This is a genomic window from Streptomyces colonosanans (assembly GCF_001866645.1).
In the GTDB taxonomy this organism is placed as follows: Bacteria; Actinomycetota; Actinomycetes; order Streptomycetales; family Streptomycetaceae; genus Streptomyces; species Streptomyces colonosanans.
Genome location: NZ_MLYP01000079.1, coordinates 31,281 through 57,326, shown reverse-complemented (window position 1 = coordinate 57,326; position 26,046 = coordinate 31,281). Strand labels below are relative to the sequence as shown.

Annotated in this window: 24 protein-coding genes and 2 pseudogenes; 11 read left to right on the top strand and 15 right to left on the bottom strand. The window is 70.7% G+C overall.

The window, feature by feature from the left end; translation table 11 throughout:
* Positions 1 to 109: 109 nt before the first annotated feature.
* Positions 110 to 391, bottom strand: a pseudogene (locus tag BIV24_RS27080) (HNH endonuclease family protein); the annotation flags it as partial.
* 166 nt (positions 392 to 557) lie between these two features.
* On the opposite strand from BIV24_RS27080, the gene BIV24_RS27075 reads away from it, so the two are divergent.
* Genes BIV24_RS27075 through BIV24_RS27060 form a run of 4 tightly spaced genes read left to right on the top strand, consistent with a single transcriptional unit; the run spans position 558 to position 4,343 of the window.
* Complete coding sequence (locus BIV24_RS27075; RefSeq protein ID WP_177198835.1) at positions 558 to 1,697, top strand: tyrosine-type recombinase/integrase; 1,140 nt, start codon at positions 558 to 560, stop codon at positions 1,695 to 1,697.
* Entirely contained in the window at positions 1,687 to 2,556 is an 870-nt protein-coding gene (locus BIV24_RS27070; RefSeq protein WP_143064672.1) for a hypothetical protein, read from the top strand. Before BIV24_RS27075 ends, BIV24_RS27070 begins: the two co-directional genes overlap by 11 nt.
* A 39-nt stretch (positions 2,557 to 2,595) precedes the next feature.
* Positions 2,596 to 3,939 (top strand): tyrosine-type recombinase/integrase, encoded by a 1,344-nt coding sequence (locus tag BIV24_RS27065; protein ID WP_143064671.1) that lies wholly within the window; start codon positions 2,596 to 2,598, stop codon positions 3,937 to 3,939.
* Positions 3,936 to 4,343: a DUF6262 family protein gene (locus BIV24_RS27060; RefSeq protein WP_071369083.1), complete on the top strand. Its 408-nt coding sequence runs from the start codon at positions 3,936 to 3,938 to the stop codon at positions 4,341 to 4,343. The genes BIV24_RS27065 and BIV24_RS27060 overlap by 4 nt, the downstream gene beginning before the upstream one ends.
* Before the next feature lie 69 nt (positions 4,344 to 4,412).
* Here BIV24_RS27060 and BIV24_RS32570 read toward each other — a convergent pair whose 3' ends face one another.
* The 3 genes and pseudogenes from BIV24_RS32570 to BIV24_RS27045 all read right to left on the bottom strand — a co-directional run.
* Positions 4,413 to 5,096, bottom strand: a complete 684-nt coding sequence (locus BIV24_RS32570) for a maleylpyruvate isomerase family mycothiol-dependent enzyme (RefSeq protein ID WP_245766953.1) — start codon at positions 5,094 to 5,096, stop codon at positions 4,413 to 4,415.
* Positions 5,097 to 5,153: 57 nt separating this feature from the next.
* Positions 5,154 to 5,813 (bottom strand): PhzF family phenazine biosynthesis protein, encoded by a 660-nt coding sequence (locus BIV24_RS27050; RefSeq protein WP_245766952.1) that lies wholly within the window; start codon positions 5,811 to 5,813, stop codon positions 5,154 to 5,156.
* 231 nt (positions 5,814 to 6,044) lie between these two features.
* Positions 6,045 to 6,425, bottom strand: a pseudogene (locus BIV24_RS27045) (hypothetical protein); the annotation flags it as partial.
* Between the two features lie 400 nt (positions 6,426 to 6,825).
* On the opposite strand from BIV24_RS27045, the gene BIV24_RS27040 reads away from it, so the two are divergent.
* Complete coding sequence (locus BIV24_RS27040) at positions 6,826 to 7,407, top strand: TMEM165/GDT1 family protein (protein WP_071369081.1); 582 nt, start codon at positions 6,826 to 6,828, stop codon at positions 7,405 to 7,407.
* 167 nt (positions 7,408 to 7,574) lie between these two features.
* Complete coding sequence (locus BIV24_RS27035; RefSeq protein WP_071369080.1) at positions 7,575 to 8,240, top strand: HAD family hydrolase; 666 nt, start codon at positions 7,575 to 7,577, stop codon at positions 8,238 to 8,240.
* Between the two features lie 21 nt (positions 8,241 to 8,261).
* On the opposite strand, the gene BIV24_RS27030 is transcribed toward BIV24_RS27035, so the two are convergent.
* The gene (locus BIV24_RS27030) at positions 8,262 to 9,266 is read right to left on the bottom strand and encodes a peptidoglycan-binding protein (protein ID WP_071369079.1); all 1,005 of its coding nucleotides are present in this window, start codon (positions 9,264 to 9,266) and stop codon (positions 8,262 to 8,264) included.
* Positions 9,267 to 9,492: 226 nt separating this feature from the next.
* On the opposite strand from BIV24_RS27030, the gene BIV24_RS27025 reads away from it, so the two are divergent.
* Positions 9,493 to 11,610: an MDR family MFS transporter gene (locus BIV24_RS27025; RefSeq protein WP_071369078.1), complete on the top strand. Its 2,118-nt coding sequence runs from the start codon at positions 9,493 to 9,495 to the stop codon at positions 11,608 to 11,610.
* 272 nt (positions 11,611 to 11,882) lie between these two features.
* Here BIV24_RS27025 and BIV24_RS27020 read toward each other — a convergent pair whose 3' ends face one another.
* The gene (locus BIV24_RS27020; RefSeq protein ID WP_071369077.1) at positions 11,883 to 12,374 is read right to left on the bottom strand and encodes a GNAT family N-acetyltransferase; all 492 of its coding nucleotides are present in this window, start codon (positions 12,372 to 12,374) and stop codon (positions 11,883 to 11,885) included.
* Positions 12,375 to 12,441: 67 nt separating this feature from the next.
* Positions 12,442 to 12,846 (bottom strand): DnaJ family domain-containing protein, encoded by a 405-nt coding sequence (locus BIV24_RS27015; RefSeq protein WP_071369076.1) that lies wholly within the window; start codon positions 12,844 to 12,846, stop codon positions 12,442 to 12,444.
* Between the two features lie 118 nt (positions 12,847 to 12,964).
* Between BIV24_RS27015 and BIV24_RS27010 the strand changes: the two genes are divergently transcribed.
* Positions 12,965 to 13,372 carry an FHA domain-containing protein gene (locus BIV24_RS27010; RefSeq protein WP_071369075.1) on the top strand — a complete coding sequence of 136 codons (408 nt, stop codon included), beginning with the start codon at positions 12,965 to 12,967 and terminating at the stop codon, positions 13,370 to 13,372.
* An 18-nt stretch (positions 13,373 to 13,390) separates the two neighbouring features.
* Here the strand turns inward: BIV24_RS27010 and proP are convergent, their stop codons facing one another.
* Positions 13,391 to 14,776 carry a glycine betaine/L-proline transporter ProP gene (proP, locus tag BIV24_RS27005; RefSeq protein ID WP_071369074.1) on the bottom strand — a complete coding sequence of 462 codons (1,386 nt, stop codon included), beginning with the start codon at positions 14,774 to 14,776 and terminating at the stop codon, positions 13,391 to 13,393.
* Between the two features lie 403 nt (positions 14,777 to 15,179).
* Here proP and BIV24_RS27000 point away from each other — a divergent pair, with 403 nt between their 5' ends.
* Positions 15,180 to 17,237: a bifunctional glycosyltransferase 87/phosphatase PAP2 family protein gene (locus BIV24_RS27000; RefSeq protein WP_071369073.1), complete on the top strand. Its 2,058-nt coding sequence runs from the start codon at positions 15,180 to 15,182 to the stop codon at positions 17,235 to 17,237.
* A gap of 304 nt (positions 17,238 to 17,541) precedes the next feature.
* On the opposite strand, the gene BIV24_RS34600 is transcribed toward BIV24_RS27000, so the two are convergent.
* Positions 17,542 to 17,691: a TipAS antibiotic-recognition domain-containing protein gene (locus BIV24_RS34600; protein WP_177198834.1), complete on the bottom strand. Its 150-nt coding sequence runs from the start codon at positions 17,689 to 17,691 to the stop codon at positions 17,542 to 17,544.
* Between the two features lie 325 nt (positions 17,692 to 18,016).
* On the opposite strand from BIV24_RS34600, the gene BIV24_RS33990 reads away from it, so the two are divergent.
* On the top strand, positions 18,017 to 18,448 hold the full coding sequence (locus tag BIV24_RS33990; RefSeq protein ID WP_143064670.1) for a hypothetical protein: 432 nt from the start codon (positions 18,017 to 18,019) through the stop codon (positions 18,446 to 18,448).
* Positions 18,449 to 18,771: 323 nt separating this feature from the next.
* On the opposite strand, the gene BIV24_RS26985 is transcribed toward BIV24_RS33990, so the two are convergent.
* The 6 genes from BIV24_RS26985 to BIV24_RS26960 form a co-directional block, all read right to left on the bottom strand.
* Positions 18,772 to 19,191, bottom strand: a complete 420-nt coding sequence (locus BIV24_RS26985; protein WP_071369070.1) for an aggregation-promoting factor C-terminal-like domain-containing protein — start codon at positions 19,189 to 19,191, stop codon at positions 18,772 to 18,774.
* A 375-nt stretch (positions 19,192 to 19,566) separates the two neighbouring features.
* Positions 19,567 to 20,388 (bottom strand): ECF transporter S component, encoded by an 822-nt coding sequence (locus tag BIV24_RS26980; RefSeq protein WP_071369069.1) that lies wholly within the window; start codon positions 20,386 to 20,388, stop codon positions 19,567 to 19,569.
* On the bottom strand, positions 20,385 to 22,094 hold the full coding sequence (locus BIV24_RS26975; protein ID WP_071369068.1) for an ABC transporter ATP-binding protein: 1,710 nt from the start codon (positions 22,092 to 22,094) through the stop codon (positions 20,385 to 20,387). The genes BIV24_RS26980 and BIV24_RS26975 overlap by 4 nt, the downstream gene beginning before the upstream one ends.
* Positions 22,091 to 23,179, bottom strand: coding sequence for a CbiQ family ECF transporter T component (locus BIV24_RS26970; RefSeq protein ID WP_071369067.1), 1,089 nt, complete (start codon positions 23,177 to 23,179; stop codon positions 22,091 to 22,093). The genes BIV24_RS26975 and BIV24_RS26970 overlap by 4 nt, the downstream gene beginning before the upstream one ends.
* Positions 23,180 to 23,181: 2 nt before the next feature.
* Entirely contained in the window at positions 23,182 to 23,796 is a 615-nt protein-coding gene (locus BIV24_RS26965; protein ID WP_071369066.1) for an SCO2322 family protein, read from the bottom strand.
* Complete coding sequence (locus tag BIV24_RS26960; protein ID WP_071369065.1) at positions 23,793 to 25,019, bottom strand: SCO2321 family membrane protein; 1,227 nt, start codon at positions 25,017 to 25,019, stop codon at positions 23,793 to 23,795. The genes BIV24_RS26965 and BIV24_RS26960 overlap by 4 nt, the downstream gene beginning before the upstream one ends.
* A 320-nt stretch (positions 25,020 to 25,339) precedes the next feature.
* Between BIV24_RS26960 and BIV24_RS26955 the strand changes: the two genes are divergently transcribed.
* Positions 25,340 to 26,005 carry a phosphotransferase gene (locus tag BIV24_RS26955; RefSeq protein ID WP_071369116.1) on the top strand — a complete coding sequence of 222 codons (666 nt, stop codon included), beginning with the start codon at positions 25,340 to 25,342 and terminating at the stop codon, positions 26,003 to 26,005.
* The last annotated feature ends 41 nt before the right edge of the window (positions 26,006 to 26,046 follow it).

Sequence of the window (26,046 nt, the reverse complement as noted above, 5' to 3'; positions counted from 1 at the left end):
GGCCTTCGCGGGCGAGAGCCGGCGAAGACCCCTTCCGTGCTCCGCCCCGCCACCGCCGCAGACGGGACGTCGCGCAGGTGAGCGGGGAGGTTCCGGGAATCCCGGCTGCTCAGCAGGCGGCGAGGTAGCTCTGCAGCGCGCTCTTCTCAGCCGAGTCGACGGAGAGGTTGTAATAGTGCTTCACCTGCACCCAGGCGCGGGCGTAGGTGCAGACGTACGCCGACCGGGTCGGGACCCACTCGGCCGGGTCCTTGTCGCCCTTCGACCGGTTGGAGCTCGCCGACACGGCGATCAGCTGGGGCCGGGTCAGGTCGTTGGCGAAGGCCTGGCGTTGGGCGGTGGTCCACTTGCTCGCGCCGGAGTCCCAGGCCTCGGCGAGCGGGACGACGTGTTATCCGCACCTTGCCTGTGGCGCCGCTGACGTCTGTGACATGACGTGGTGGACCGTGTCCTTTCTGTGAGCGGTGCGTTATCCGGTACAGCGATGAGGTGCCGCTGACAGTGGTGACAGAGGGGGCGCGGTGGCGAGTACGCAACGGGTGGCCATGGGTGAAGGCGTGACATGGACAGTCGTCGGTGAGGACTTCCGCGTCGCTGAGCCGGTCGAGCAGTACCTGGAGTACCTGAGATCGAGGGACTGCTTGCCCAACACTCTCAAGAGCTATGCGCGGGGTCTCGCCCTGTGGTGGACGTTCCTGGAGCGTCGGGCGCAGTCCTGGGATGCCATCGGAGTGACCGAACTCGGTACATTCGTCGGGCAGTTGCGTCGCGGGAGCGTGGCTGAGGACGTGGCGCCGCTCCATGACGGCACAAAGGCGGCCGACGCGACGGTGGCGAGCCGGGCTCGCGCGGTCATGGGCTTCTACCGCTATCACGCCGCGCGCGGGGTCGAGGTCGCCGGACGGCTGTACGAGACGGTGAAAGCCCGGCCGGGAAGCTACCTGCCGTTCCTGGAGCACGTGGCGCGCAGGACGGGGCGGCGTTCCAGCGTGGTCAAGATTCGTGTCCGGGCGAAACCGGTGCCGGTGCTGCTGCCCGACCAGATGTCAGCGATCCGTGAGGCGGAGGCGACCTGGGACGCGGCGGGCGCGGTCTGGTCGGGCGAGCTGCGGTATCGCCTGCTGTGGACCCTGCTTGAGGAGACCGGGCTGCGGCTCGGCGAGGCTCTCGGCCTGCGGCACCGTGACTGGAAGACCGGCACGGGTACGACCGCGCAGGTCGAGGTCGTCCACCGTGAGGACCACCCGCACGGCCTGCGGGCCAAGAGCGGCCACCGGCGCGTCTTCGTCGGCTCTGCCCTGGACCGCCTGTACGGGGACTGGGTCTGGGCGCTGTGCGAGGCCGGCGCAGATGTCGAGCTGGACGACTGGGACGACGCGTACATCTTCTGCAACCTGCACCGCGGGCGCCGGTTCGCCCCGCTTCGGGCGGAGAGTGTCTACAAGCACCTGGCAGCGCGGAAGCAGCAGGTCCCCGTCCTGCCACCGGACATGACGCCGCACTGGTACCGGCACACCCACGCCACAGCCCTGCTGCTGTCGGGCGTGCCGATGCATGTGGTCAGCCGGAGGCTGGGGCACGCCGACATCCAGACCACGATCAACACGTACGCCCATGTGACCGAGGATGCCGAGCTGCGTGCGTGCGCGGACTGGCAGAGGATCACGCAAGCCTGGGGGAGCCGTCATGAAAGCTGAGCCGATCGCCCATCTGGTAGCCGGGACGGCGGCCGTTCCCTCGCCGCGGACTCCTGAGCGTAAGCGGCAGGACAAGCGGGACCCGCGCCTGCCGGTGGCCCAGCTCTTCAGCGAGGAGAAGGCGCGGCGACTGTGGGAGAGCCTGCCGGAGGAGCACCGGCAGGACCATTTCGACTCGGTCAACATGCCGGAGGACTACGGCAGGGCTTTCACCAAGCAGACCATCGACCGGGAGAAGGACTGGTTTTCCCAGGCGATCAGCTTCCGGGGTCTGCCCGAGCCCATGATCTGGGAACTGGCCTGGTGCGTCCATCAGCAAGTCGCCGAGGGATACGCCATTACCACAGTGCGGTTCCAGGAACTCAGGCGGGGCTTGGTTCTTGCGATCGAGCACGGCGGACCGCAGGCACGTTCCGCGAGGTCGCTGACGGCGCTCTCTCACGAGGAGTGGGCACGCGAAGTGCGGCGTGCGGTCATGCGGACCGACGCGTCGCGGAACGCGAGCCTCGTCACGCACGTGCTGAACAGCGTCAAGCATCTCCAGGACCGCCTGGCCCATGCCTACCACGACGGTGAATGGTGGCGGCTGGACGTATGGAACCCCAGCCTGGACCGGCGCATTCCGCAACGCGAGCACGAGCCCTGGGGCCGGTCCGTGGCCAACTTCAGTCAGCTCACGACGGACTGGTTCAGGGAGGCCGCGAAGTGGTGGCTGTCGGTGCAGCTGTTGACGGAGCGGTACGTGTGGTCGTCGGTGAAGAGCCGCCTCGACCACCTGAAGTGGTTCCAGTGGTACATCGACCAGGTCGGCTGCTCCGGCCCCCAGCTCGTCGATTCCCCGGATCAGCTACGGATCTGATTGCGCGGATTTGTGGACTCCCTCAACAGCCACACGGTGATGAGCGGGCCGAACAAGGGCGGCAAGCTGTCCAAGAACAGCCGCCGCAGCACGCTGGTGACCATCGAGGCGTTTTACCGCTGGATGTACGACAACCGCGCCGAGGCGGTGTCGGTGCTCGGTGAGCGACGCTGGGGCGCGCTAGGGATGCACCACTCCGTGCTGTTCCGGCTGGAAGACAAGCCGCGGCTCACCAACCAGCCACCGGACGACATGGCTCTGGAGGACGAGGTGATCAGCCGGATCGCCGCAGGCTCCGGAGCACTCGCGGCCGCCAAGTCCGAGGGTGGGCTCGATGACCGGCAGGCCTTCCACGCGCTCATGTTGCTGATCCGGACCGGCCGACGCATGAACGAGGTCCTGATGATGGACTTCGAACCGTTGCTGCCACTCCTGACGACGAGCAACGAGCAGGACAAGGAGCCGGATGGCTTCGTGGCACGACTCGCCTACCAGCAGACGAAGATCACCGGCGGTGATCCACCGACGATCCCGGTCGACCAGGAGATCGCCGACATCGTCCGCCGCCAGCAGGAGTGGGCTCGTGAGTTCATCACCGCCCACGGCGCCCCACCGGGAACGGAACCGCGGTACCTCTTCCTGCAGACCAAGAACAACCGGCTCGGCAAGAGGCCCTACGCCTCGGCGACCTTCCACAGCCGACTCGGCGAGCTGACCAAGACCCTGGCGATCACCGACAGCGTCGGCCGGCCCGTCAAGATCTCCAAAACCCACACCTTCAGGCACACCCGCGCGACCGACCTGATCAACGCCGGGGTCCCGATCCACGTCGTCATGCGCTACCTCGGACACATCACGCCGACCATGACTCTGCACTACGCCAAGACCCTGGCCGTGACGGCCGAGCGTGAGTTCCTTCGCTACAAGAAGGTGACGGCCGACGGCCGGACCGCCGAGGTGAATCCGAGCGACCTCTACGACCTCCTCCACCTCGACCAGCGCGCTGACCGCGTGCTGCCCAACGGCTGGTGCATGCTCCCGCCCAGACAGGTGTGCTCCAAGGGCAACGCCTGCCTCACCTGCGACAAATTCGTCACCGACGCCAGCCATCGCGACGAACTCCAGCACCAGCTTGGCCAGACCGAAGCACTGATCGCCCGGCGCCAGGCGCAGTTCACCGCACGCCACGGTGAGCCGATGGGCGAGGACAACATCTGGCTCTCCGGCCGCCTCGCCGAAACCCGCGCCCTGGACAAGGTCCTCGTCGCCTTGGACCAGGTCAGTGTCCGTGAGGACGGACAGCTGAGGGCAGTGCGCGGGGCAGGCGCGGCCGACCGCCCCGAATCACGGTCCACCGTCCAACAACAGGAGCCGACCGCATGACGCCCATGCCGGAGCATCTCCGCCAGGCCACCCGCGCCCGCACCGAGGAAGCCGGGAAGCGGGCCCGCGCCGCGCTTGCCGAGCTGGCCAAGGCGGGCAAGCCCATCAGCTTCACCGCCGTGGCCCGCCAGGCCGGTGTGAGCACGGACTTCCTCTATCGGAGCCCCGAGCTACGCAGTTGGATCGAACGGCAACGCACCAAAGACGGATCGGCTTCGGCAGCGCTCGTAGACCCGCCAGGAGACTCGTCGGCCTCAGCCGCCGTGAGGGCGCTGAGCGCCCGCCTCAGGCGACAGCAGGATGCTCACCGTGAGGAGGTGACGAGGCTCCGCAAGGCCCTGGAAGTCGCGCAGGGCGAGAACCTGGATCTACGCAGGCGCTTGGCCCGCTATGAGGCCGATTGAAGCCGTGCTTGTCGACGCAGTAGGCCGTGCTACCAGGAAGGATTGGAGGTTGCAGCCAGGCGCATGGTGTCAGCCCAGGGCAAGCCATCGGATACTGAGTTGTTCGATCTGCGCGGCCTCTTCTTCATCCAGTGGCTCGCGGCCGGTGGCTTTGCGGAGGAAGTGAGGCTGGCTCCATCCCAACGTGCGGACGGCCGCAGTCTGCTCTGCACCGAGCAGCAACTCCGTCACGGCGTCACCGGCCGACGAGGTCAGCCAGGGCTCGCGTCCCAGTGCATCAGCCAGGTCAAGACCGTGGACGGCGACTTCGACAATCCGGGTGAGGAGAAACTCCGACAGGAGCATGGCGTCACCATGACGTGTCCGCACGGTACGGCCGACCGGCTGGACCCTGCACAGCCGGTCGACTCGCTGCCAGGTCTCGGTGAAACCCTCGGCGAAGGCGGCCCCATCAGCCGACTGCGCCGCACGGTCCCGAGCCAGAGCGATCCGGGCATCGTTGGTCTGCGATGAAAAGCGGTCGTCCGGGCGGTAGTACTCCGCCGCGGAAATCTCGGCCTCACCCGGTGCCGGTGAGTCCAGCATCCCTGGAAGCCAATCGATCACGACCCATACGTGCCCGAGCAGCTCGCGTACGGTCCAGGGGGTGCAGCGCGTCGGGAGCTCCCACCCTGCCTCAGACAGTCCTGACACAGCATCTGTGAGCGCCCCGCACTCCAGACGAAACGCTTCGAGCACACGGTCGTAATCCACGCCGGTGACGTTACCAACCGGCCTTGATCAGGCGCCTGTTGGCCATGCCGCTACAGCTCAGCACGCGGGATTCTCCATGACGCAGACCCGTCCGCCTATGTCGGTCGTCCCGTCGGGGCCGGGGGCTGCCATGATCTGCGACCCGCTGCCCTGGGTGACCGTGACGGCCCGCCCCAGCCGATCGGCGAGCAGGAGCGCTGCCGCGCCGGTGGCTTCGTCCTCGTCGATGCCATCGCCACGGCCCGGGAACCCGCGGGCCCGAATTCGGCCGGCGGCCACGTCCTGCCAGGCCCAGGCGTACACCCACTCGCCCGGTTCCGGCACCGCTAGCGCGTCGACCTCCTGCACGCTGCCGTACTCCCGCAGCGTGCGCGGCGGAACCCAATCCGCTCGTGCTCTGATCCACGTGAAGCCGTCGGCGCGGCGCACGGGGATACTCCCCACGGGCAGCTCCAGCCTCTCCAGGCCGAGGAGCCAGGCCACGCCGACGAGGGGGTACCCGGCGAACGGGAGCCGCGTCCCTGGCGTGTAGATGTCCACGACACCGCGCTGCGCATCGTCGATGAACACGGTCTCGCTGAGCCGCAGTTGCCGAGCGAGGGCTTGTCTGGATTCCTCACCGGGGAAAGCGCGGCCATCGCGTACCACGCCCAGGACATTGCCGTGATCGCCGTTCGGGTCGCCGAAGACGCGCAGGAAGCGGATGTCAGGAGTCACCAGATCATCTAAGCAGGCCATGAGGTCGCTCGTCCTCGCCTGGTGAGCTCGCTGAGTTCACCAGGCTGCTCTGTGACAGCCGATACGGCCGCGCTGACTCACCGGGGCTTCCCGTACCTCGGCTACTGACGCTCGGCAGAGTGGTGCGTACGCGAAGTTCGGTTTTGAATGCATCGGCAGCAGCATGTCGCTGACGCCTTGACCTGTGGAAAAGTCGACTCAAATCGTCGCGGCTACGGATACGACGTGGTCGATGTCCAGGCTGGAGGCGGAGGTCAGGGTGACGCCGTCGTACTGCGAGTACCAGCTGCCGCTGGTGGACGTGCAGGCGGAGTTGGTGACGACGTTCGAGCCGTCGCGCTTGAGGACCGTCTCATGGGTGTCGCAGGTGCCGCTGATGGTGATCCAGTGGGGGAAGAGGTCGCGGTTGTAGCCGGTGCGGTCCTCGGCGGCGACCGTGAGGGAGGCGAGGTAGGTGCGCGCGGTGGCGGCGCTGACCGGGGTGGGGAGTGCGGCGGAGGCGGTCGGACCGTTGAGGATTTCGGCGAAGGCTATGAGTCCGGTAAGAGCCGCCAGTATGCTGACATTTCGACGCGCGTAGACCTTGGGCATGTGAACTCCCTTGTGGGGTAGGGGTGTTGAGCGCTGGCAAGGGGAATGCTCGCGGGGGCGCGTTACCGGAGGATGTACGCTCGGTGAGAAGTTAATGGTGCGTACATGACACGACAAGCCTCGTGGCCGGTCTTTCGGCCCTGCCCGGTTCCCTGAGGGGGCACGTACTATGGACCGTGCAGAAGGGGAGTAGCTCTTCGCCGGACCGTCGACATACTGCTCAGCTCGTCTGAGCCGGCGCCCGGAGGTGGATCCAGATCCGTGGATCGGCCAGCGAGACCTTCGGCAAGCAGTGCATGCCCGTGCCGTGTGGCGCGGGTGACGTGTGTGCTGCCGTGCCGAGGTGTCTCAGCAGTCAGTCACAGCACTCTCGGCGGGTAGCCCGACCGATTGAGGAACCTTGATCAGCATCAGTGTCCTGGCGCTCGTCTTCGGCGTCATCTTCCTGGCCGAGCTGCCGGACAAGACGGCCCTCGCCGGGCTCGTGCTCGGCACGCGCTACCGCGCCTCGTACGTCTTCGCCGGTGTCGCCGCCGCCTTCCTGCTGCACGTCGTGCTCGCCGTCGCGGCGGGCAGTGTGCTGACCCTGCTGCCGCAGCAGCTCGTGCATGTGATCACCGGTGTGCTCTTCCTCGGCGGCGCCGCGGTGCTGCTGAGGAGCAAGGGTGAGGACGAGGAGGAGGTGCGCCGGCCCGAGAACCAGAGCTTCTGGAAGGTGTCGGGGGCCGGCTTCATGCTCATCCTGGTCGCCGAGTTCGGCGACCTGACCCAGATCATGACGGCGAACCTCGCGGCGCGCTACGACGACCCCCTGTCGGTCGGCCTCGGCGCCGTCCTCGGTCTGTGGGCGGTCGCGGGTCTCGGCATCGTCGGCGGCAAGGCGCTGATGAAGAGGGTGCCGCTGCGGCTGATCACGAAGATCGCGGCGCTGGTGATGCTGGCGCTCGGGGTGTGGAGCCTGTACGAGGCCGTGGCCGCGTGACCGGGCCGGGGTCGGGGTCGGGGTCGGGGTCGGGGGCGGTGGCGCGATGCGCGACTCGCTTTGTATCGTGGAGAAACAAAGTGGCTCCCGCCCGCACTCCCTGACCGGCGGGCGGGGCCGCCTTGTCCCCGGGGCCTCCTGCCGGCCCTCTTCCCGCGCCTTGGAGCATGCCGATGACGGCCACGACCCTTCTCACTGCCCGCGCCCTTCTGCTGGACATGGACGGCACTCTCGTCAACAGCGACGCCGTCGTGGAACGCTGCTGGCGGCGCTGGGCCAGCCGGCACGGGCTGGACGGCGACGAGGTGATGAAGGTCGTGCACGGTCGGCAGGGCCATGCATCGATGGCCGTCCTGCTGCCGAACCGGCCCATGGAGCAGAACCACGCCGACAACGCGCGCATGCTCGCCGAGGAGACCGCCGACATGGACGGTGTGGTCGAGGTCCCCGGTGCCGCCGTTTTCCTCGCCTCTCTCGCCGGGCTGCCGCACGCCCTTGTGACCTCGGCGGACGTGGCGCTGTCCACCGGGCGCATGGCCGCCGCGGGCCTCGGGCTGCCGAAGGTGCGGATCACCGCCGAGTCCGTCGGGGTGAGCAAGCCGGACCCCGAGGGCTTCCTCAAGGGCGCCGCCGAACTGGGCGTCGCGCCCGAGGACTGCGTCGTCTTCGAGGACTCGGGCGCGGGCATCGCCGCGGGGCGCGACGCCGGGATGCGAGTGGTCGGCGTCGGCCCCCGGGCCGGGGCGCACGACCCTGACGTCCTGGTCCCGGACCTCACCCAGGTGTGCGTCCAGGCCGCGGCGGACGGGGCGATCCACGTGCACATCGGCTGACCGCGCGGGCCGCGCCCTGGGTCAGGGCGCGCTCGTCTCCGACTCCAGCCTCGCGCGCGTGGCCGTCCCGTACACTCCCGGCTCGTCCTGGGTGATGCCGCGCGCCAGCTGGTAGGTGCGTACGGAGTTCTCCACCTTTCTGTTGTATTGGCCGTTCGCGGGGCCGGAGTACAGGTTCAGCTGGCGCAGGCGCAGCTGGAGTTCGGTGACCTCGGGGCCACTGTCACCGTTCTGCAGGAGGCGGGCGCCGGGCCGGGTGCGGTCGTCGGTGGCGGTGGGCGACGCCGAGCCGGTGGGAGTGGCGGTCGTCCGCGACGCGCTCGGTGCGGCCGGGGCGGACGGGCTCGGTGACGCGCTCGACGGCGATGCCGAGGATGTCGGGCCGACGCTCCGTGACGCGGTCGCACTCGGTACGGGTGCCGACGCGGACGCCGTGGGCGCCGCGGACGACGGCTCCCGCGACGGCGACTTCTCCGGCACGCTCTCCCGGATGTCCTTGGGCAGCGCTCCGTCCCGCTGCGGCGGGTCGTACGAGAACAGTCCTCCGGCGAACGCGGCGGCCGCCGCGACCGTGACGACGGCCCCGGCGGCGGCCAGCAGCGTGGTGTGCCGTCGGCGCCGCCGGTGCCGCGACCTCGCGGCGCCCGACGGCGCAAAGGCCTCGGGCCCGTCCGGCACGGCTTCGAGCCGCGTGGTCGCGTCCTGCCCCGGCGCCTCCAGGAGTGCGGGGGAGTGCCGGTCCGGCATCTCCGCCGGTACGGCCGGGAGCCGCACCGTCGCGTCCGGTGTCGCGTCCTGAGGAGCCGGCTCCGGTGCCGTGGGAGCCTCGGCCCCGGTCGTGGTGACCGGAAGGTCCACGTATGGCCGGATGCGCAGTGGATCGAAATCCTCCGCCGCTGCCGCCTGCGCCGTGCGCGCGTCCCGGAGCGCGTCGGACGCCCGTCGGGTGCACGCGCACGACGGCGTGCCGTCCGGCCGCCGTGGCGCCCCGCACTCCGGGCAGGTCTGTCCGTTCGATCCGCTCACGCCTGGGTTCCCTCCCGCCGAATTCCAGAGATTATGCAGATCTTCGGCACGGAATCTCCGGGCCACCCCCTGAATCTCCGCTTCCCATCGGTACTCAACAGGCCATAAACGGTCATACCGACCAGGATGAGAGCACGAGAATGCACGAGAACCTGAGGACGATACGGACCGTGATGTCTGGGTTCCAGGTTCACGGACGCCGTACGACCGTCCACAGGAGGTCTTGATGACCGGTGACGCACAGGAGAGGGCGGGTGAGGCAGCGGTACCGGCGGCGGGCGCGGGCCCCACTTCCGGTGCGGCCGCCGGGCTCCGCGGCGCGCCTGCGGCGGAGAGCATGCACGGCAGCGTCCTCGTCTCCATCGGCGCACTGCTGCTGGGCATGCTGCTTGCGGCACTCGACCAGACGATCGTGTCGACCGCGTTGCCGACCATCGTCAGTGACCTCGGCGGTCTCCAACATCTGTCGTGGGTGGTCACCGCGTATCTGCTCGCATCGACCGCCGCGACCCCCCTGTGGGGCAAGCTCGGTGACCAGTACGGCCGTAAGAACCTGTACCAGGCCGCGATCGTGATCTTCCTGGTCGGCTCCGCGCTGTGCGGCATGGCGCGGAACATGCCCGAGCTCATCGCCTTCCGCGCCCTTCAGGGCCTCGGCGGCGGCGGGCTCATGGTGCTGTCGATGGCGATCGTCGGCGACATCGTCTCGCCCCGGGAGCGCGGCCGCTACCAGGGACTCTTCGGCGCCGTCTTCGGGACGACCAGCGTGCTCGGGCCGCTGCTGGGGGGCCTGTTCACCGAGCACCTGAGCTGGCGCTGGGTCTTCTACGTCAACCTGCCCGTCGGTATCGTCGCCCTCCTCGTGATCGCGATGGTGCTGAGCATCCCGAGGAAGTCCGAACAACGGCACGTCATCGACTACCTCGGCACCTTCCTCATCGCCTCCGTCGCCACCTGTCTGGTCCTGGTGGCCTCCCTCGGGGGCACGACCTGGGGCTGGAGTTCGCCGCAGATCGCCGGTCTGGTGGTCGGCGCCGTCCTGCTGGCGGCCTTTCTGGCGGTCGAACGCCGGGCGGCCGAACCCGTCCTCCCCCTGAGGCTCTTCAGGGTGCGCACCTTCACGCTCTCCGCGGTCATCAGCTTCATCGTCGGCTTCGCGATGTTCGGCGGGATGACCTACCTGCCGACGTTCCTGCAGATCGTCCACGGCATCACCCCGACCCTGTCCGGCGTGCACATGCTGCCGATGGTGGTCGGGATGCTGTTGTCGTCCACCGGCTCCGGCCAGATCGTCAGCAGCACCGGCCGCTGGAAGGTGTTCCCCGTCACGGGCACCGGCATCACCACCGTCGGGCTGCTCCTGCTGCACCGGCTGGACGAGCACAGCAGCACGACCGCGATGAGCGTCTGCTTCTTCATCTTCGGACTGGGCCTCGGCCTGGTCATGCAGGTCCTGGTGCTGATCGTGCAGAACGCGGTCGGCTATGAGGACCTCGGCGTCGCCACCTCCGGCGCCACCTTCTTCCGGTCCATCGGCGCCTCGTTCGGTGTGGCCGTCTTCGGCACGATCTTCGCGGGCCGCCTCGCCGGCCAGCTCAGCGCGGTGCTGGCCGGCCGGCCGCTCCCACCGGGTGTCTCCGCCGACACCTTGAAGTCCGACCCGCGGGGTGTCACGACGCTCCCGGCCGATGTACGGCCCGCCGTCCTGCACGCGTTCGCCTCCTCCATCACCGACGTCTTCCTGTACGCCGCCCCGGTCGCCCTCCTCGGCTTCGTACTGGCGTGGTTCCTGCGCGAGGACATGCTGCGCGGCTCGGTGACGGCACCGGACGGCACGGAGACGCTGGCGAGCAACCCGGTACAGCGCTCTTCGTACGACGAGGTGTGCCGGGCGCTGTCCGTACTCAGCGTGCGGGAGGGGCGGCGCGAGATCTACGAGAAGATCACCCGGCGGGCCGGGTACGACCTGCTGCCCGCGGCGAGCTGGCTGCTGCTGCGGATCAAGAAATACGGCCGGGCCGAGCCGGGGGTGCTCGCCGAGCGCAGCACCGTCCCGCTGACCGTCATCATCGGTGCCGCGCGGCAGGTGGAGGAGAGGCGCCTGGCGGTGCGCGAGGGAATCGAACTCGTCCTCACCGAGCAGGGCCGCGAGACCGCCGAGCGCCTGGCCAGGGCCCGCGAGGAGTCCCTGGCCGAACTGCTCGGCGACTGGTGGGGCCCGGACCGCCCGACCGACCTGAGCAAGCTGGTCCAGGTCCTGAACACCGAGTTGTGCGGCTCGAACGCGGAGCGCCCGCGCGGCGGCCCGCCCGCACGGCCGGTCCGCCGGGAGCGGCCCCTCTAGAAGGGCCGCGAGAGGAGTCCGCCTCTGAACGAGTCGCCGCTAGGGTGCCCCGGCAGGCAACGTTTGCCCGTCAAGGAGCGGCGTCCGGTGCGTTCCCCCACGCTCGGCTTCGCTCGCGCGGGCGGTGCCCCCACCGGCGTGCCGGCCGGAAGCCCTCGTACTGGACGTACTCGGGTTTTCGGCCGGTGCGGCGAGTGGGGGTACCCCCTGCTCGAAGAGCTTGGGGGAGCGTGCCGGGCGTCGCGACGGGGCGAACGTTGCCTGTTGGGGTACTAGACGAGTCGCTTCGCGAACCAGCGCTCGGAGTACATGTTGCTGTTGTACGGCTCGGTCTCCTGGTAACCCAGACGGCTGTACAGGGAGCGGGACTCCACCAGGTCGTGGCGGGTGTCCAGGACGATGCGTTCGGCGCCCAGCGCGCGGGCCGCGTCCTCGGCGGCGGACACCAGGAGCGGGGCGCCGCCCCGGCCGCGCAGTTCCTTGCGCAGGAATACCCGCTTGAGCTCGGCCGTCGCCGGGTCCAGCAGCCGTACACCCGCGGTTCCCGCGGGCTCGCCCGCGTAGCGGACCACGAACAGGGCTCCGGTGGGCGGTGCCAGATAGTCGCCGGTGTCGGCGGCGATCTCACGCTCCAGCTCGTCGGGGGCGGTCGCGTGGTTCTCGTGGAGCAGGTACCAGCGGTCGCTGACCTCCGTGTAGTACGCACGCCACAGCGCGGCTGCGACCGGCGAGTCATGGGGCTCTCGAGCCACGGTCCAAGTCATGGCGGACATCGTCGAGACACGCCGGGCAGGCCCGCAACCCCATTTGCGTTCCGGCGAGCGCGGCGCCTCAGCCCGCCCGGCGCTCGCGCCACCGGCGGACGATCTCCTCGACGTCGTACGGCTTCAGGCCCAGCGGCGGCCCCGGGGGCGGTTTGAACATCATGTCGCGGATCTTCACGTTGAGTTCCTCGACCAGGTGTCGCACCACCCGCTCGGACGGAGCCGCGGCGGCGGCCGCCAGCGTGTCCTCCGCCTCCTTGCGCAGGGCCAGCGTCGGCGGCAGGACGGCGAACCCCTCGCGGGCCATCTTCCGCTTGATCCACCACAGCTCGTCGTATTCCGTCTCCGCGACGGCCGGCACCGGTCGGCCCGCGCCCGGGAGGTTCTCGAACTCCCCGCGTGCCTCGGCGTCTCGGATCTGCTTGTCGACGTAGGACTCGAAGCTGACGCCCGGTGGCTTGCGCTCGGTCATGGATCCATTGTGCCGGACGTCACATACGGCCGAGATGGGTCGCACTATCATGCCGCCGCAGTACGCCCATCGGGCTTGCCCACACGACACTCGACCGCCGTATTCAGGAGGAGCGCACGTGCTCGAACTCACCATGGCCACGGTCTCTGCGGAGGATGCCGGGGCGACGGCCGGCATGCTGATGGCCGACGCGCCCAGCGACCCGGGCACCGTGCTGCGGGTGGGCCGGGACCGGGCCGTGTGCCGGCTGGCGTCCCCCGACGACTGGCTGTTCGTCTCCCGCGTCCACCTGGAGTTCCTGTGTGGTCCCGACGGCAGCTGGCAGGTCACCTGGCTGCGCGGCTCCCACGCCGAGCCCCCGTCCGAGGTGCTGCTGACCCTGGCCGGGCTCCCCATGGCCCAGCCCCTGCCGTACGGCGGTACGGCCAGGCTCGCGCCGGGCGGCTCCGGTGAGCTGGTGATCCAGGACCGCACCGCTCCGCGCAGCGTCAACGTGGGCTTCTACCACGAGGTCCACGCGGCCTGAGCTCGCTGCTGGTACGGCTCAGCGCTCCGCGCGTTCGAGCGAGGGTGCCGACCCCGGCAGCGGGCAGCCCGCCGACTCCGCCATGAACCACACCGCGACGCCACCGATCACGGCCGCCGCCATCATGTAGTAGGCGGGCATCATCATGTTCCCGGTCGCGCCGATCAGCGCCGTGACCACCAGCGGGGTCGTGCCGCCGAACAGCGACACGGAGACGTTGAAGCCGATGGAGAGCGAGCCGTAGCGCACGCGGGTCGGGAAGAGGGCCGGGAGCGCGGCCGGCATCGACGCGGTGAAGCAGACGAGCAGCAGACCCAGTGCGCCCATGCCGAGCGCGACGGCGAGCAGGCTGCCCTGACGGATCAGCAGCAGCGCGGGGACCGACAGGAGCAGGAAGCCCGCGCAGCCCGCGGCGATCACCGGGCGGCGGCCGACACGGTCGGTCAGCGCGCCCGCGAAAGGCTGCACGATCATCATGAGCGCCATCACGCCGAGCACGACCAGCAGCCCGTGCGTCTCGTCGTACTTCAGCTCGCCGGTCAGATAGGTCGGCATGTACGACAGCAGCATGTAGTCGGTGACGTTGAAGACGAGCACCAGGCCCATGCAGAGCAGCAGAGCCCTCCACTGCCCGGTGATCATCTCGCGCAGCGGCACCTTCGGGCGCTCGGCCTCGGCCTTCTCGGCCTTCTTGACCTGCGCCGCGAACGCCGGGGTCTCCTCCAGCCGCATCCGCAGGTAGAGGCCGATGATGCCCATCGGGCCCGCGATCAGGAACGGGATCCGCCAGCCCCAGGCCACCAGGTCCTCGGAGGACAGCAGCGCGGTCATCAGGGTGACCAGGCCCGCGCCGCCGATGTATCCGGCGAGCGTGCCGAACTCCAGCCAGCTGCCGAAGAAGCCGCGCTTCTTGTCCGGCGCGTACTCGGCGATGAACGTGGACGCGCCCGCGTACTCGCCGCCCGTCGAGAATCCCTGCACCAGTCGGGCCGCCAGCAGCAGGATGGGCGCCCCGACACCGATCGCCGCGTACGACGGGATCAGGCCGATCGCGAACGTGCCCGCCGCCATCATGATCATCGTCAGCGCCAGGACCTTCTGCCGCCCGACACGGTCGCCGAGCGGGCCGAAGACCATGCCGCCCAGCGGGCGGACCAGGAAGGCCGCGGCGAAGGCGCCGAAGGTGGACAGCATCTGTGCGGTGGGGTTGCCGGACGGGAAGAAGACCTTGCCCAGCGTCACCGCGATGTAGCTGTAGACGCCGAAGTCGAACCACTCCATCGCGTTGCCGAGCGCGGCGGCTTTCACGGCGCGCCTGACCAGAGCGGGGTCGGTGACGGTGGCCTTCTCGGGGGCCGGGTTCCGGTGGGTGTCGGGTGCTGCGAGTGGAGGGACGGTCGGCAAGGTACCGCTCGCCTGCCTTTCGACGGGGACAGGGGCAGGGCCCGCCGCCGTGCGGCGGACCGGCGGACCGCCATGGCAGGCGGGCCAATGCGACCATAGGGGCAGTTGCCGCCATAACGTTCGGTAGTCGACTCACCGCACAGAGCGCGCAAATGGGGTCTGTGCAGGCGCGACGGACCCGTCGCAAGCCGCCGCGAACCGTCTCGATTGTGACCCTTCTCGCCCCCCGAGGCTGGAACCGGGCGGTGCGCGCACTATCGTCATTCGGACAAATAGCAGGGCGGACCTCAGGTGAAGAGGGGGTTGCCTGCGTCTCACCGTGGGGGTGCCGCGGACCTCGTAGGGTTCGGGCGGACACACGGCGGGACGCACGGGATGAACGGGGCGGGAGGGCCGACGGGGCGTGGCGAACATCGAGCACAGTGGGCAGGTGGGCAGTGCCTTCGGGGCGGGGGCTGCGGAGCAGGCGAAGGCACGGCTGAAGGCGGCCCGCGTCGGCCTCTGGCTGATCGCCGCCGTTCTGGCGGTAGGGCAGTTCGCCGTCGTCCTGAGCACGCCCCGGGGTGAGCGGCTGACGGACCTGGAGACCTGGGTCGGCCCGCACGGTGTCCTGCACGTGGAAGGGTCGCTGTACGACTCGACGCGGTTCACCGGCACCCCGTTCGGCGGGCTTGTCCTCAAACCGCTCACCCGGGCGGCCGAGCAGGCACTCGGCTGGGGCTGGACCTTCGGCACGTTGCTGCTCGTCGTCGCGCTCGGCCTGATCGTCGCCCGCGCCCTGCCGCAGCCGGCGACCCGGCGCAGCTCACTGCTGGCCGCGCCCGTCGCGATCAGCCTGATGATGCTGTCGCTGCCGGTGCGCAACACCCTCTCCCTCGGCCAGACCAGCATCATCCCGGTCCTGCTCGTGCTGCTCGGGTGCTTCACCGTGCGCGGGGAGCGGACCAGCGGAGTACTCATCGGCATCGGAGCCGCGCTCCAGCCGACCGTACTGCTGTTCGCGCCGCTGCTGTGGTTCACCGGCCGCCGCCGTGCCGCCGTCTCCGCCGCCGGCGCCTTCGCGGTGTGCACCGCGCTCGCCTGGGCCGCGATGCCGCACGACTCGTACACCTACTGGGTGCACCACCTGGCGGGCGTCGGCCTGGGCGGCAAGGCGGACGACCACGGCAACCAGTCCCTGCACGGCGCCCTGCTCCGGCTGGGCCTGTCCGGCCCGCTGGAGATCGGCCTGTTCTTCGCGCTGGCCGCCGCCGTCGCGGCCCTCGGGCTGCGCCGCGCGATCCGGTACGCGCACGACGGTCAGCTGCTGCTCGCCGTCGCGGTCACCGGGTGCGTCGCGGTCGCCGTGTCGCCCACGAGCTGGCAGCACCAGCTGCTGTGGGTGCTGCTCGCGGTGGTCGGCCGGGTGGGCACCAGGGCCTCGGACCGGTACGTGTGGCCGGTCGCCGTCGTACTCGTGATGACGCTCCCCGCGAAGATGATGCTGCCGGACATGGCGGCGCTCTATCCGCTGCGCGACAACCTGGTCCTGCTGGCGGCCCTCGCCGCCGCCACCTTCGTACCGTTCCTGTCCCGCACCTCCCCGCACTACCGGAGCCCGGTCCCCACGGAGTACGCGCGGCCCGTCCCCACCCGTTGGAAGCACGTCCCGCTCCTGCCGTTCCTGCGCCGGACCCTCACCCGCCCCAACCTGCTGCTCGAACTGCTGCTGATCCGGGTCACCTACGCCGCCTACTCCAAGATCCGGCTCGCGGCGACCGGTGACAGCAACTCGGCGGGCCGGGCCACCGCCGAGCAGCACGGCGACCAGATCCTCTCGATCGAACGCTTCCTGCACATCGACATCGAGCACTGGGCCAACCACGCTGTCGTCAAGGTCGGTTGGCTGCGGGACTTCTTCGACTTCTACTACGAGTCCTTCCACTTCGTGGTCCCGCTGACCGTCCTCGGCCTGCTCTACTGGCGCCGCCCGGTCGACTACCGGTGGGCACGCTCGTCGCTCGGCTTCGCCACCCTGCTCGCACTCGTCGGCTTCTGGCTCTACCCGCTCGCCCCGCCGCGCCTGATGCCGCACCTCGGCGTGATCGACACCGTGCACGGCGTGCAGGACTTCTCCAAGCCGGACTACGGCACGCTGACCGCGCTGACGAACCAGTACGCGGCGATGCCCTCGCTGCACTTCGGCTGGTCCCTGTGGTGCGGTCTGGCCATCGCGATCCTCGCGCCCAAGTGGTGGATGAAGGCGCTCGGCCTGCTGCACCCCTTCTTCACGGTCTCGGCGATCGTGGCGACCGGCAACCACTGGGTGCTGGACGCGGTCGGCGGCGCGATTGTCGTCGTCGCGGGCTTCGGCCTGACCTATCTGCTCCAGGGGCCGCGCGCCCGGGTGGTGGCGGCGACCGCCGTCGATGCCGAGGCCGCCAGTGCGCCGGTGTCGGTGAGGGACCGCACGTCGAGCTGATCCGGGCACGGGCCCAGGTCGCGGGTGATGCGGCGTGATCGTGCTCGGGCCCCGGTCGCTCAGACCGGGGCCCGGCCCGCATCACGCGCGGGCGGAGGCGGCGCGGCCGGCCTTGAGCGCGGCCGTGGTCTCGACGACGCGTCCGGCCTGGTAGCGGGCCGCCTGCAGGTTCACCTCACTGGGCGGGCCGTCGCCGGCCACGTGGGAGGCGCCGTAGGGATTGCCCGACTCGGGTGGAAGGACGGGAGCCGGGTGGAAGGTGCGAGGTTGCCGGGGTCTGCAGCCGCCGGCAAGTGGTGGTCGGTCAGCTCAGCCGGGCATCGGCGTAGGCGGCCATGGCGTCCCACCGGTATTCGGCCAAGCCGGCAGCGACATGGTCGTGGACCGCGAGCCACTGCGCGTCATCGACGTAGTTTTGCCCCAGGGCCTTGAACGCGACCGTGTCCGGGTCCACATCCGGCAGATGCCCGGGTAATGGCCGTCGACCTCCGCCTGCACCGCAGGTCGGCCACCGGCGTGACGGCCTGCATGAACATCTCCGCCTCGGTGAGCGTGACGGCGATCTGCGCCGACTGACGCGCCTGGTCGGGACACTGCTTGTGGTGACGAAGCCGGTGAACAGATTCTCTGGCCTGCTGGTGTTTCCGGTATCGGGTGCCTCACCGGTGCCGGACGGGGTTGGATGAACTGGGCAGGTGATCGCTGTGCGAGTCTGGTGCCGAGCGCCAGACTCCGCGGATCAAAGTCAGTCCCGGGGTACCGCGTTGAAAAGGAGCCCTGTGCGTTCTCAGCAGGAGAAGCGGAAGCCGTGGAAGAAGCGGGCAGCCTCTGTCGCGCTGTTGGTCGGAGTGACCGCTTGCATCGGGGTGGTCAGCTACTTGATCGCGACTGAGCCCCCGAAGGGTGCATCAAGCCTGAAAGCGCTGCGCGATGCCGTCCAGCGCGATGTCGCCAGGAAGGATACCGACGCCTTCCAGGACCTGTTCGACGACGACACCGTCGGGGACGAATACGCCGAAGGCTACCTCGCGCAGTTGGGCGCGCAGCCTCCACAACTGGCGGCGGCCGTCGAGACGTCTCGTGGCCGGCACTTCATCGTGCTCCGCTCAGTCCTCGACCGCTCGGTGTGCACTGCATGGCACGTGAAGGAAAAGGATGGTCGACAACTCCTTGACGGCGTGCCCCCTGCCGAACCTCTTTGCCGAGGCTGAAGAGCGTGGAGCGAGCAAAGCCCCCCACCCGCTGCTGGCCGGCATCCCCGCCGTGATGGAGTTCATGGAGCTGCGGCACGCCGAGTACGCCCCTGGGTCCGAAGTGACCGATATCGTGGCGTGCGATCCCTGACTCCCCTATGGGGTCGACGACTTGCACCAGCCTGCTCGCCGACCGCACTTCGGTGGGGATCCGGGTGGAGGTGGCGGACGGGTACGCCCAACAGCCCGCCGTGTTCGAGTGCCTGACCGGCTGAAGCACGCCGAAGGCGGCGACCCCGGGTCGGGGTCGCCGCCTTCGCGGATCAGTGCGCTCGGTTCGATCAGTACCAGTGGTGGGTGGACCAGAAGTTCCAGGCCGCGGCGGGGCTGCCGTAGCGGGAGTTCATGTAGTCCAGGCCCCACTTGATCTGGGTGGCCGGGTTGGTCCTCCAGTCGGAACCGGCGGACGACATCTTGTGCGCGGGCAGTGCCTGAACCAGGCCGTACGCGCCGGAGGAGGCGTTGGTGGCGTGGACGTTCCAGCCGCTCTCATGCGAGACGATCTTGTGGAACGCCTCGTACTGCGCGGGGTCCTTGATCATCTGTCGCGCTATCGCCTGGGCGGAGGCGGGGTCCGAAGTAGGGGTGGCGGCATGAGCGGGCGCCGCGGTGAGCGCCATACCGGCGGCGGCGGTGACGACGGCGGCGGTGGCGATGGCCTTCTTCGGGGAAGCGATGCGGCGGATGACGGAGACGGACACAGAACACCTTTTCGTCGGGGACAAGGGGTCGCCGGCCTACCGGAACCACGCGATACGTAGTGGGTGTGCGTCGGCGCCGCGACCCGGGTGGGCCGGTCGGTGCCTGGCGACGGGATCCAGAGAAGCAGGCGGCCGGGGGTGTCTGCAATGACCCGTATTATTAGTTGTGGTCGCATTCGTCCCGCAACTCGCCTGTGTGACCTGGCTCTCGATGTGCAGGTCGCGGGCCTGATCGGCGCGCGCATGTCAGGCATTCGGCCTACGGCCGAGCCTCGTAGGTGACGGCGGCCACGTGGGGCTCCTCACGGACGGCGTCACGCAGAGCCGACGAGGGCGATACGGACCGGGAGGGGGCGGTGTGACCCGCGCCGCACCCTAACCCGCCTCGAACGTGACCGGGCTCTCGAAGGCTGCCCTCCGGGTCGCCCGGCGCAGTGCCCTGAGGACCGGCGGGCCGAGGAAGAACGTCAGGACGACCGTGACGGTGGCCCGGCCCAGGTCCCAGCCCAGCGAGGTGGCCAGGCAGTAGGCGAGGAAGCGGGTGAGGTTGGTGGCGAGGTCGGCGTGCGGGTCGTAGGCGGCGTTCGAGGCGAGCGCGTCCATGAAGGGCCAGCCGGCCAGGTTCATGACCGTGCCGTAGGCGAACGAGGCCAGGAACCCGTATCCCGTGAGCATCGCCACCTCGCCGCGGCCCCGCAGCCGTCCCGGTCCCGGCAGCAGTCCCGCCCCCAGCGTGAACCACCCCATGGCCAGCATCTGGAACGGCAGCCATGGCCCGACCCCGCCCGTCAGCAGCGCGGACGCGAACATGGTCACGGCACCGAGCACGAACCCGAAGCCCGGCCCGAGCACCCGCCCGCTCAGCACCAGCAGGAAGAACATCGGCTCGAGGCCGGCGGTCCCGGCACCGATGGGCCGCAGGGCCGCGCCGGTCGCGGCGAGCACGCCGAGCATGGCCACGGCCTTCGGTCCGAGCCCCGACTCGGCGATCGTCGCGGCCACGACGGCGACGAGCAGCACGAGCAGCCCGGCGAACAGCCAGGGCGCGTCCTGCGCGTGCGCGCCGAGCTGCGAGGAGGGGTCGGCGAACAGGGGCCAGGTGAAGCCGATGACGCCGACCGCGCTGACCAGGGCGAGGGCGGCCAGGGAGCGGGGGCCGAGACGGACCGGCACAGGCCGCGGCTGAGGGGATGTCATGACGACAGCGCCTCCCGGACCTGGGAGACCGTGAGCCATCGCTGCGGGGCCAGGACCTTGGTCACCTGAGGTGCGAACGACGGGGACGCGACCACCACGTCGGCGGTGGGGCCGTCGGCGACGACCTCGCCGTCCGCGAGGACCACCACGCGGTGGGCGATCTCGGCGGCCAACTCGACGTCGTGGGTGGCCAGCACGATGGCGTGCCCCTCGGCGGCGAGAGCGCGCAATATGGAGACCAGACGGGCCTTGGCCGCGTAGTCGAGGCCGCGCGTGGGCTCGTCCAGGAGCAGCAGCGGGGGCCTGGCCGTCAGTACGACGGCCAGGGCCAGCGCCAACCGCTGCCCTTCCGACAGGTCCCGGGGATGCGTGTCGTCCCCGACGCCCGGCAGCAGTTCGGACACCAGGGCCCGGCAGCTGCCCTCGGCGGCACCCGCGTCCCGGTCGGCCGCGGCGCACTCGGCGGCCACCGTGTCCGCGTACAGCAGGTCCCGTGGTTCCTGCGGGACGAGGCCCACTCGTTGCACCAGGTCGCGCGGTGCCGCGCGGTGCGGCACCGCGCCGCCGACCCGCACCGAGCCGCGGGTCGGTTCCACGAGCCCGACGAGCGCGGCGAGCAGCGTGGACTTCCCGGCGCCGTTGCGTCCCATGAGGGCGACGGTCTCGCCCGGGGTCACGGTGAGCTCGACGTGACGCAGGGCCTCGACGCGGTCGCGGTGGACGGCGAGGGCGGTGACGGCCGCCGCGGGGTGGGGGGTTGAGGTGTCCGGGGCGGTGCGCGTGGTGCGTCGGCGCAGGAAGCGGCGCGGGGCCGGGACTTCGGGGCGTGGGTTCGGGTCCTTGCGCGGGCTCGTGTCCCCGTGCGGGAGGCGGCCGTTCACGGGTGCGATGTCCGCGAGGCGCTCGCGCAGCTCGCCCGCGCTGCGGCGGGCGTCGCGGATGGTCAGGGGCAGCGGCGACCAGCCGGCCAGCCGGCCCAGATCCACCACCGGCGGGTACACCGGGGAGACGGCCATCACCTCCGGCGGGGTGCCCAGGACCGGGCGGGCGCCGGAGGAGGGGAGCAGGACGACCCGGTCGGCGTAGTGGACGACCCGTTCCAGTCGGTGTTCGGCCATCAGGACGGTCGTGCCGAGGTCGTGGACGAGCCGTTGCAGCACGGCGAGGACCTCCTCGGCCGCCGCCGGGTCCAGCGCGGACGTCGGCTCGTCGAGGACGAGGACCTTCGGGTGCGGGGTGAGCACCGAGCCGATCGCGACGCGCTGCTGCTGGCCGCCGGAGAGGGTGGCGATCGGCCGGTCCCTCAGCTCGTTCAGTCCCAGCAGGTCCAGGGTCTCCTCCACCCGCCGCCGCATGACATCCGGAGCGAGCCCCAACGACTCCATGCCGTAGGCGAGTTCGTCCTCGACCGTGTCCGTCACAAAGTGGGACAGCGGGTCCTGCCCGACCGTGCCCACCACGTCGGCGAGTTCACGCGGTTTGTGTGTACGGGTGTCGCGTCCGGCCACCGTGACACGGCCGCGCAGGGTGCCGCCCGTGAAGTGCGGGACCAGTCCGCTCACCGCGCCGAGCACCGTCGACTTGCCGGTCCCGGACGGGCCGACGAGCAGCGTCAGTTCACCCTCCGGGACGGTGAAGTCGATGTCCTGGACGGCGGGTTCGTACGCCCCGTCGTACGTCACCGAGACGTTCTCGAAACGGATCACGCGGACTCCTCGGGGGCGGAGGTGACGAACGCGGGCAGCAGACCGAGCAGCACCGCCGCCGCGGGGAGCAGGGGGAGCGTCGGGGCGGTCAGGGGGACGACGCCGGGGCGCAGGGCGGCGGGGTCGTACGCGGCGCAGACGGCCAGCAGCGCCGCCGTCGCGATACCCGAACCGGCGACCATCCAGGCCCGTGCGCCCCATACGTCCGGGCGGTAGCGGGTGCGCGGCGAGCGGCGCCCGCCGAGCCGCAGCCCGGCGAGGGCGGCGGCCAGCCCGCTGAGCAGCAGGGGCAGCCCGTAGACGCCGCCTTCCGCGGTCAGCAGTCCGTAGGTGCCTGCGCAGACACCGAGCAGACCGCTCAGCGTGAGGGCGGTGGTGGTACGGCGGACGGCGGGCGGAACATCGGCGGTGCGGCCGAAGCCGCGCGCGTCCATCGCGGCGGCGAGGGCGACCGAGCGCTCCAACGCGCCCTCCAGGACCGGGAGTCCGACCTGCAGCAGACCGCGCAGGCCCCGGTCGGGCCGGCCACGCAGCCGGCGCGCGGCGCGCAGGCGCTGGACGTCGGCGATCAGATGCGGGGCGAAGGTGAGCGCGACGACGACGGCGACACCCGTCTCGTACAGGGCGCCCGGAAGGGACTTGAGGAGCCGGGCGGGGTTCGCGAGGGCGTTCGCGGCGCCGACGCAGATGAGCAGGGTGGCCAGCTTCAGACCGTCGTACAGGGCGAAGACAAGGCCCTCCGCGGTGACCTGGCCGCCGATACGGATGCCCTGGGCCCAGTGGGGGAGGGGGACCTCGGGAAGGGTGACGACGATGTGGGTGCCGGGGATCGGGGAGCCGAGGACCACGGCGAACACGAGCCGGATGACGAGGACGGCGAGGCCGAGCTTGACGAAGGCCGCGTAGGAACGGGACCACGGGGCGGCGGTGCGACGGGCCGCGACCACGTAGGCGGACACGGCCACGAGCAGGCCGAGCAGCAGCGGGTTGGTGGTGCGGGTGGCGGCGGTGCCGAGGCCGAGCGCCCACAGCCACCAGGCGCCCGGGTGCACGGTCGGCCCGCCGCGGCGGGATCGGGGTGCCATGGTCAGCTCCTGCGGCGGCGCGCCTGCCATATCGCGCCCGCGCCCAGGGCGGCCACGACGACGGCGCCCGCCAGTACGCCCACCGACGGGGTGTGGTGCGGCTTGCTCGGCGCGGCGTCCTGACGTACCTGTTCGGCGCACCCCTTCTGCGGGTAGCCCGCTATCGCGCACAGCAGGGCGTTGGTGTCGTAGCGCAGCGGCGGGGCCACCGCCGCCAGCGCGTCCGCGGTCGTGGCGTTCTCGGCGATCCGGGCGCAGACCGTGCGCGGGGCGGGCGGGGTCTCGCCCGGAGAGGCGTCCGCCGTCGTGCCGAAGTCGAGGACGAGCGCCACCCGCTTCTCACCGGCCAGCGCGGGCGTCTTCGCGCAGATCGCGGCGAAGTCCGCCGCGCCGCGCGGCTTCGTGGCCCGCTGCGAGTCCTCGCTGACCGCGAACCGGAACCCCTGGACGTCCCCGTCGGCCGGGCGCGCCATGGAGGGGCCCTGGGTGGCGTACGTCCACGCCTGGCCCTGGCGCTCCCAGAAGGACCAGTACCGGTAGCCGGTGGCATGCGCCTGGCCGCCGGTGAAGAGGACCAGCAGGGCCAGGGCCAGGACGGCCGTACCGCGGCGGATCACGGCTGCTGCTTCCTGGAGCGGCCGGACAGCAGGAAGCCGATGCCGATGCCGGCGACCACGAAGACGCCGACGTACCACCAGACGCCGAAGCCGGAGTCGGACTTCTTGTGGGTCTCGTCGGTCTTCTTGGTCTTCTCGGCCGTCTGCGGGGCCGGGCCCGTCGCGTTGAGCTTCTCGACGAGGTCCACGCCGCCGAAGTTGTGGGGATCGGTGTCCGTCGCGTGCGCCGCGAAGATCAGCTGGGCGTATGCGGCTGGTCCGGACTTCGCGGCCCAGTCGGCGGCGTTCTTCTCCAGCCATTCGAGCGGGCGCTGCGCGGCGGACGGGGACCCCGTCGCGGCGAGGGCGACGACCGCGTCCGCCGTGTTGCCGTAGTCGGGCTGAGGCTTCGCGCCCGGCAGCGCGGTCTCCAGGTAGGGGGTCTTCTTCAGGGCCCCGGCGAGGTGGACGGCACCGTTGTGCGCCGCGTCGGCGGGGGTGAGCTTGTCGCCGCCGGCGCACGCGGCGCTCCCGGCCTCCTTGCCGGGACCGGCCACGAAGCCCTTGCCCAGTGCGGCTACGACACCCGCGGCAGTCGCGTCCGCGTTCGCCGCCAACTCGCCCTTCTTGTCCGGCTGGTAGGCAAACGCGCCGCCGTCCTTCCGGTCGCAGGGGATCGACAGCTTCACCAGCGCGTCGTACGGCGAGTGGCCCTTCGCGGACTTCGCCTCCTGCGGTGCCGATGCCCCGCCGGCGGCGGACAGTGCTCCGATGACCGCGGACGTGGAGTTCGTGTCGCTCGCGCCGCCCGCGGTGAAGCCCCAGCCGCCGTCCTCGTTCTGCACGGACTTCAGCCAGGAGACGGCCTTGCCGGTCTGGGCGTCGTGCCCGCCGAGCGCTGCCAGCGCCTGGACGGCCGCCGCGGTGCTGTTGGTGTCGACGGGAGTCTTCGCGTCGCACGCGGCCTTCGGGTCGGCACGGTAGGGGGCGAAGGCGCCGTTCGCGCACTGCTGTCCGGTGAGCCAGTCCACGGCCTTCGCGGCCGGCCGCACACCGGCCGTGTGCTGGGCGAGCAGTGCGAACGACTGGCGCCAGACGCCGTCGTAAGTGGGGTCCGTGCTGCCGTACAGCTCGGAGGGGAGAGCCGGGGAAGGGGACGGGGAGGCGGCGAGGGCGGCCGGTGCGGGGGCGCCACCGATCACGGCTATGGCGGCCAGTACCGCTGCGGTGCGGCGAACGATCATGATCGGCGGATGCCTCTCCCTGTGGGAGGCCGGGGCGCACGGGCACACGGTGGCAACCGGGCGGCTCCGGCCCCGCATGCCTCGACGGTGCCTGCCGCCGGCGGGCTGCCGGTGGCATGAGCCGGTCATGTCCTGTGCGAGGCGATCCGGCTCACCGCCGTGAGGCGGCACACGGTTGCGGGTCAGCGCCGGAATTGCACCGGCTTCCCCTCGTTCAGGTGTGATGACGACGCGCACACTCTACCGGCCCGTACGGACGCATCCAGGAGCCGCCTGTGCGGGACGGGCCCCATGCGTACTGGCGCAGATACGATCCGGTCATGACAACGGGGAGATTGCTCGGGTCCGGGCGCATGGCCGATGTGTACGAGATCGACGGGACGTGGGTGCTGCGGCGCTACCGGGACCCGTACGGTGACGCGGCCGCCGAGGCGGTGGTGATGGACCACGTCCGGGGCCACGGCTATCCGGTCCCCGGCGTACGGTCCGCGACGCGCAGCGACCTCGTCATGGAGCGGCTGACGGGCCCGACGATGGGGGAGGCGCTCCTGGAGGGGCGGCTCAGCCCGCAGGAGGGCGGGGCGATGCTCGCGCGGCTGCTGCGCGACCTGCACGCGCTGCCCGCCCGCCGCTTCGCCGACCCGGCCGTCAGCGTCCTCCACCTCGATCTGCACCCGCTGAACGTGATCATGACCGCCGACGGTCCGAAGGTCATCGACTGGGCCACCGCCGAGGAGGGCTCGCCCGGCCTCGACTGGGGCATGTCCGCGGTGATCCTCGCCCAGGTCGCTCTGCTCGGCGAACCCCAGGTGGCGGGCGTACGCGAGCTGCTGGCCGCGATGCTCGCGGGGCAGGAGGGGGCGTCGGCCCTCACGGAGGCGGGCCTGGCCAAGGCGCGCGCCCGGCGTGCGGCGAACCCGACCATGACAGGGCGGGAGGTCGAAGTCCTTGGGGAAGCAGAGGACTTGATACGAGCGCTGCTCTGATCCCCGTCGCACTTCCCTCGTCCGCCCGCAGGACGAAGGCG

Bases quoted from the DNA above. Each gene is read 5' to 3' on its own strand.
- BIV24_RS26970 (WP_071369067.1), bottom strand. From the start codon at position 23,179: ATGGCACCCCGATCCCGCCGCGGCGGGCCGACCGTGCACCCGGGCGCC.
- BIV24_RS27025 (WP_071369078.1), top strand. From the start codon at position 9,493: ATGACCGGTGACGCACAGGAGAGGGCGGGTGAGGCAGCGGTACCGGCG.
- BIV24_RS26980 (WP_071369069.1), bottom strand. From the start codon at position 20,388: ATGACATCCCCTCAGCCGCGGCCTGTGCCGGTCCGTCTCGGCCCCCGC.
- BIV24_RS27035 (WP_071369080.1), top strand. From the start codon at position 7,575: ATGCCGATGACGGCCACGACCCTTCTCACTGCCCGCGCCCTTCTGCTG.
- BIV24_RS27020 (WP_071369077.1), bottom strand. From the start codon at position 12,374: ATGACTTGGACCGTGGCTCGAGAGCCCCATGACTCGCCGGTCGCAGCC.
- BIV24_RS26960 (WP_071369065.1), bottom strand. From the start codon at position 25,019: ATGATCGTTCGCCGCACCGCAGCGGTACTGGCCGCCATAGCCGTGATC.
- BIV24_RS27065 (WP_143064671.1), top strand. From the start codon at position 2,596: ATGAGCGGGCCGAACAAGGGCGGCAAGCTGTCCAAGAACAGCCGCCGC.
- BIV24_RS27070 (WP_143064672.1), top strand. From the start codon at position 1,687: ATGAAAGCTGAGCCGATCGCCCATCTGGTAGCCGGGACGGCGGCCGTT.
- BIV24_RS27015 (WP_071369076.1), bottom strand. From the start codon at position 12,846: ATGACCGAGCGCAAGCCACCGGGCGTCAGCTTCGAGTCCTACGTCGAC.
- BIV24_RS26955 (WP_071369116.1), top strand. From the start codon at position 25,340: ATGACAACGGGGAGATTGCTCGGGTCCGGGCGCATGGCCGATGTGTAC.
- BIV24_RS27060 (WP_071369083.1), top strand. From the start codon at position 3,936: ATGACGCCCATGCCGGAGCATCTCCGCCAGGCCACCCGCGCCCGCACC.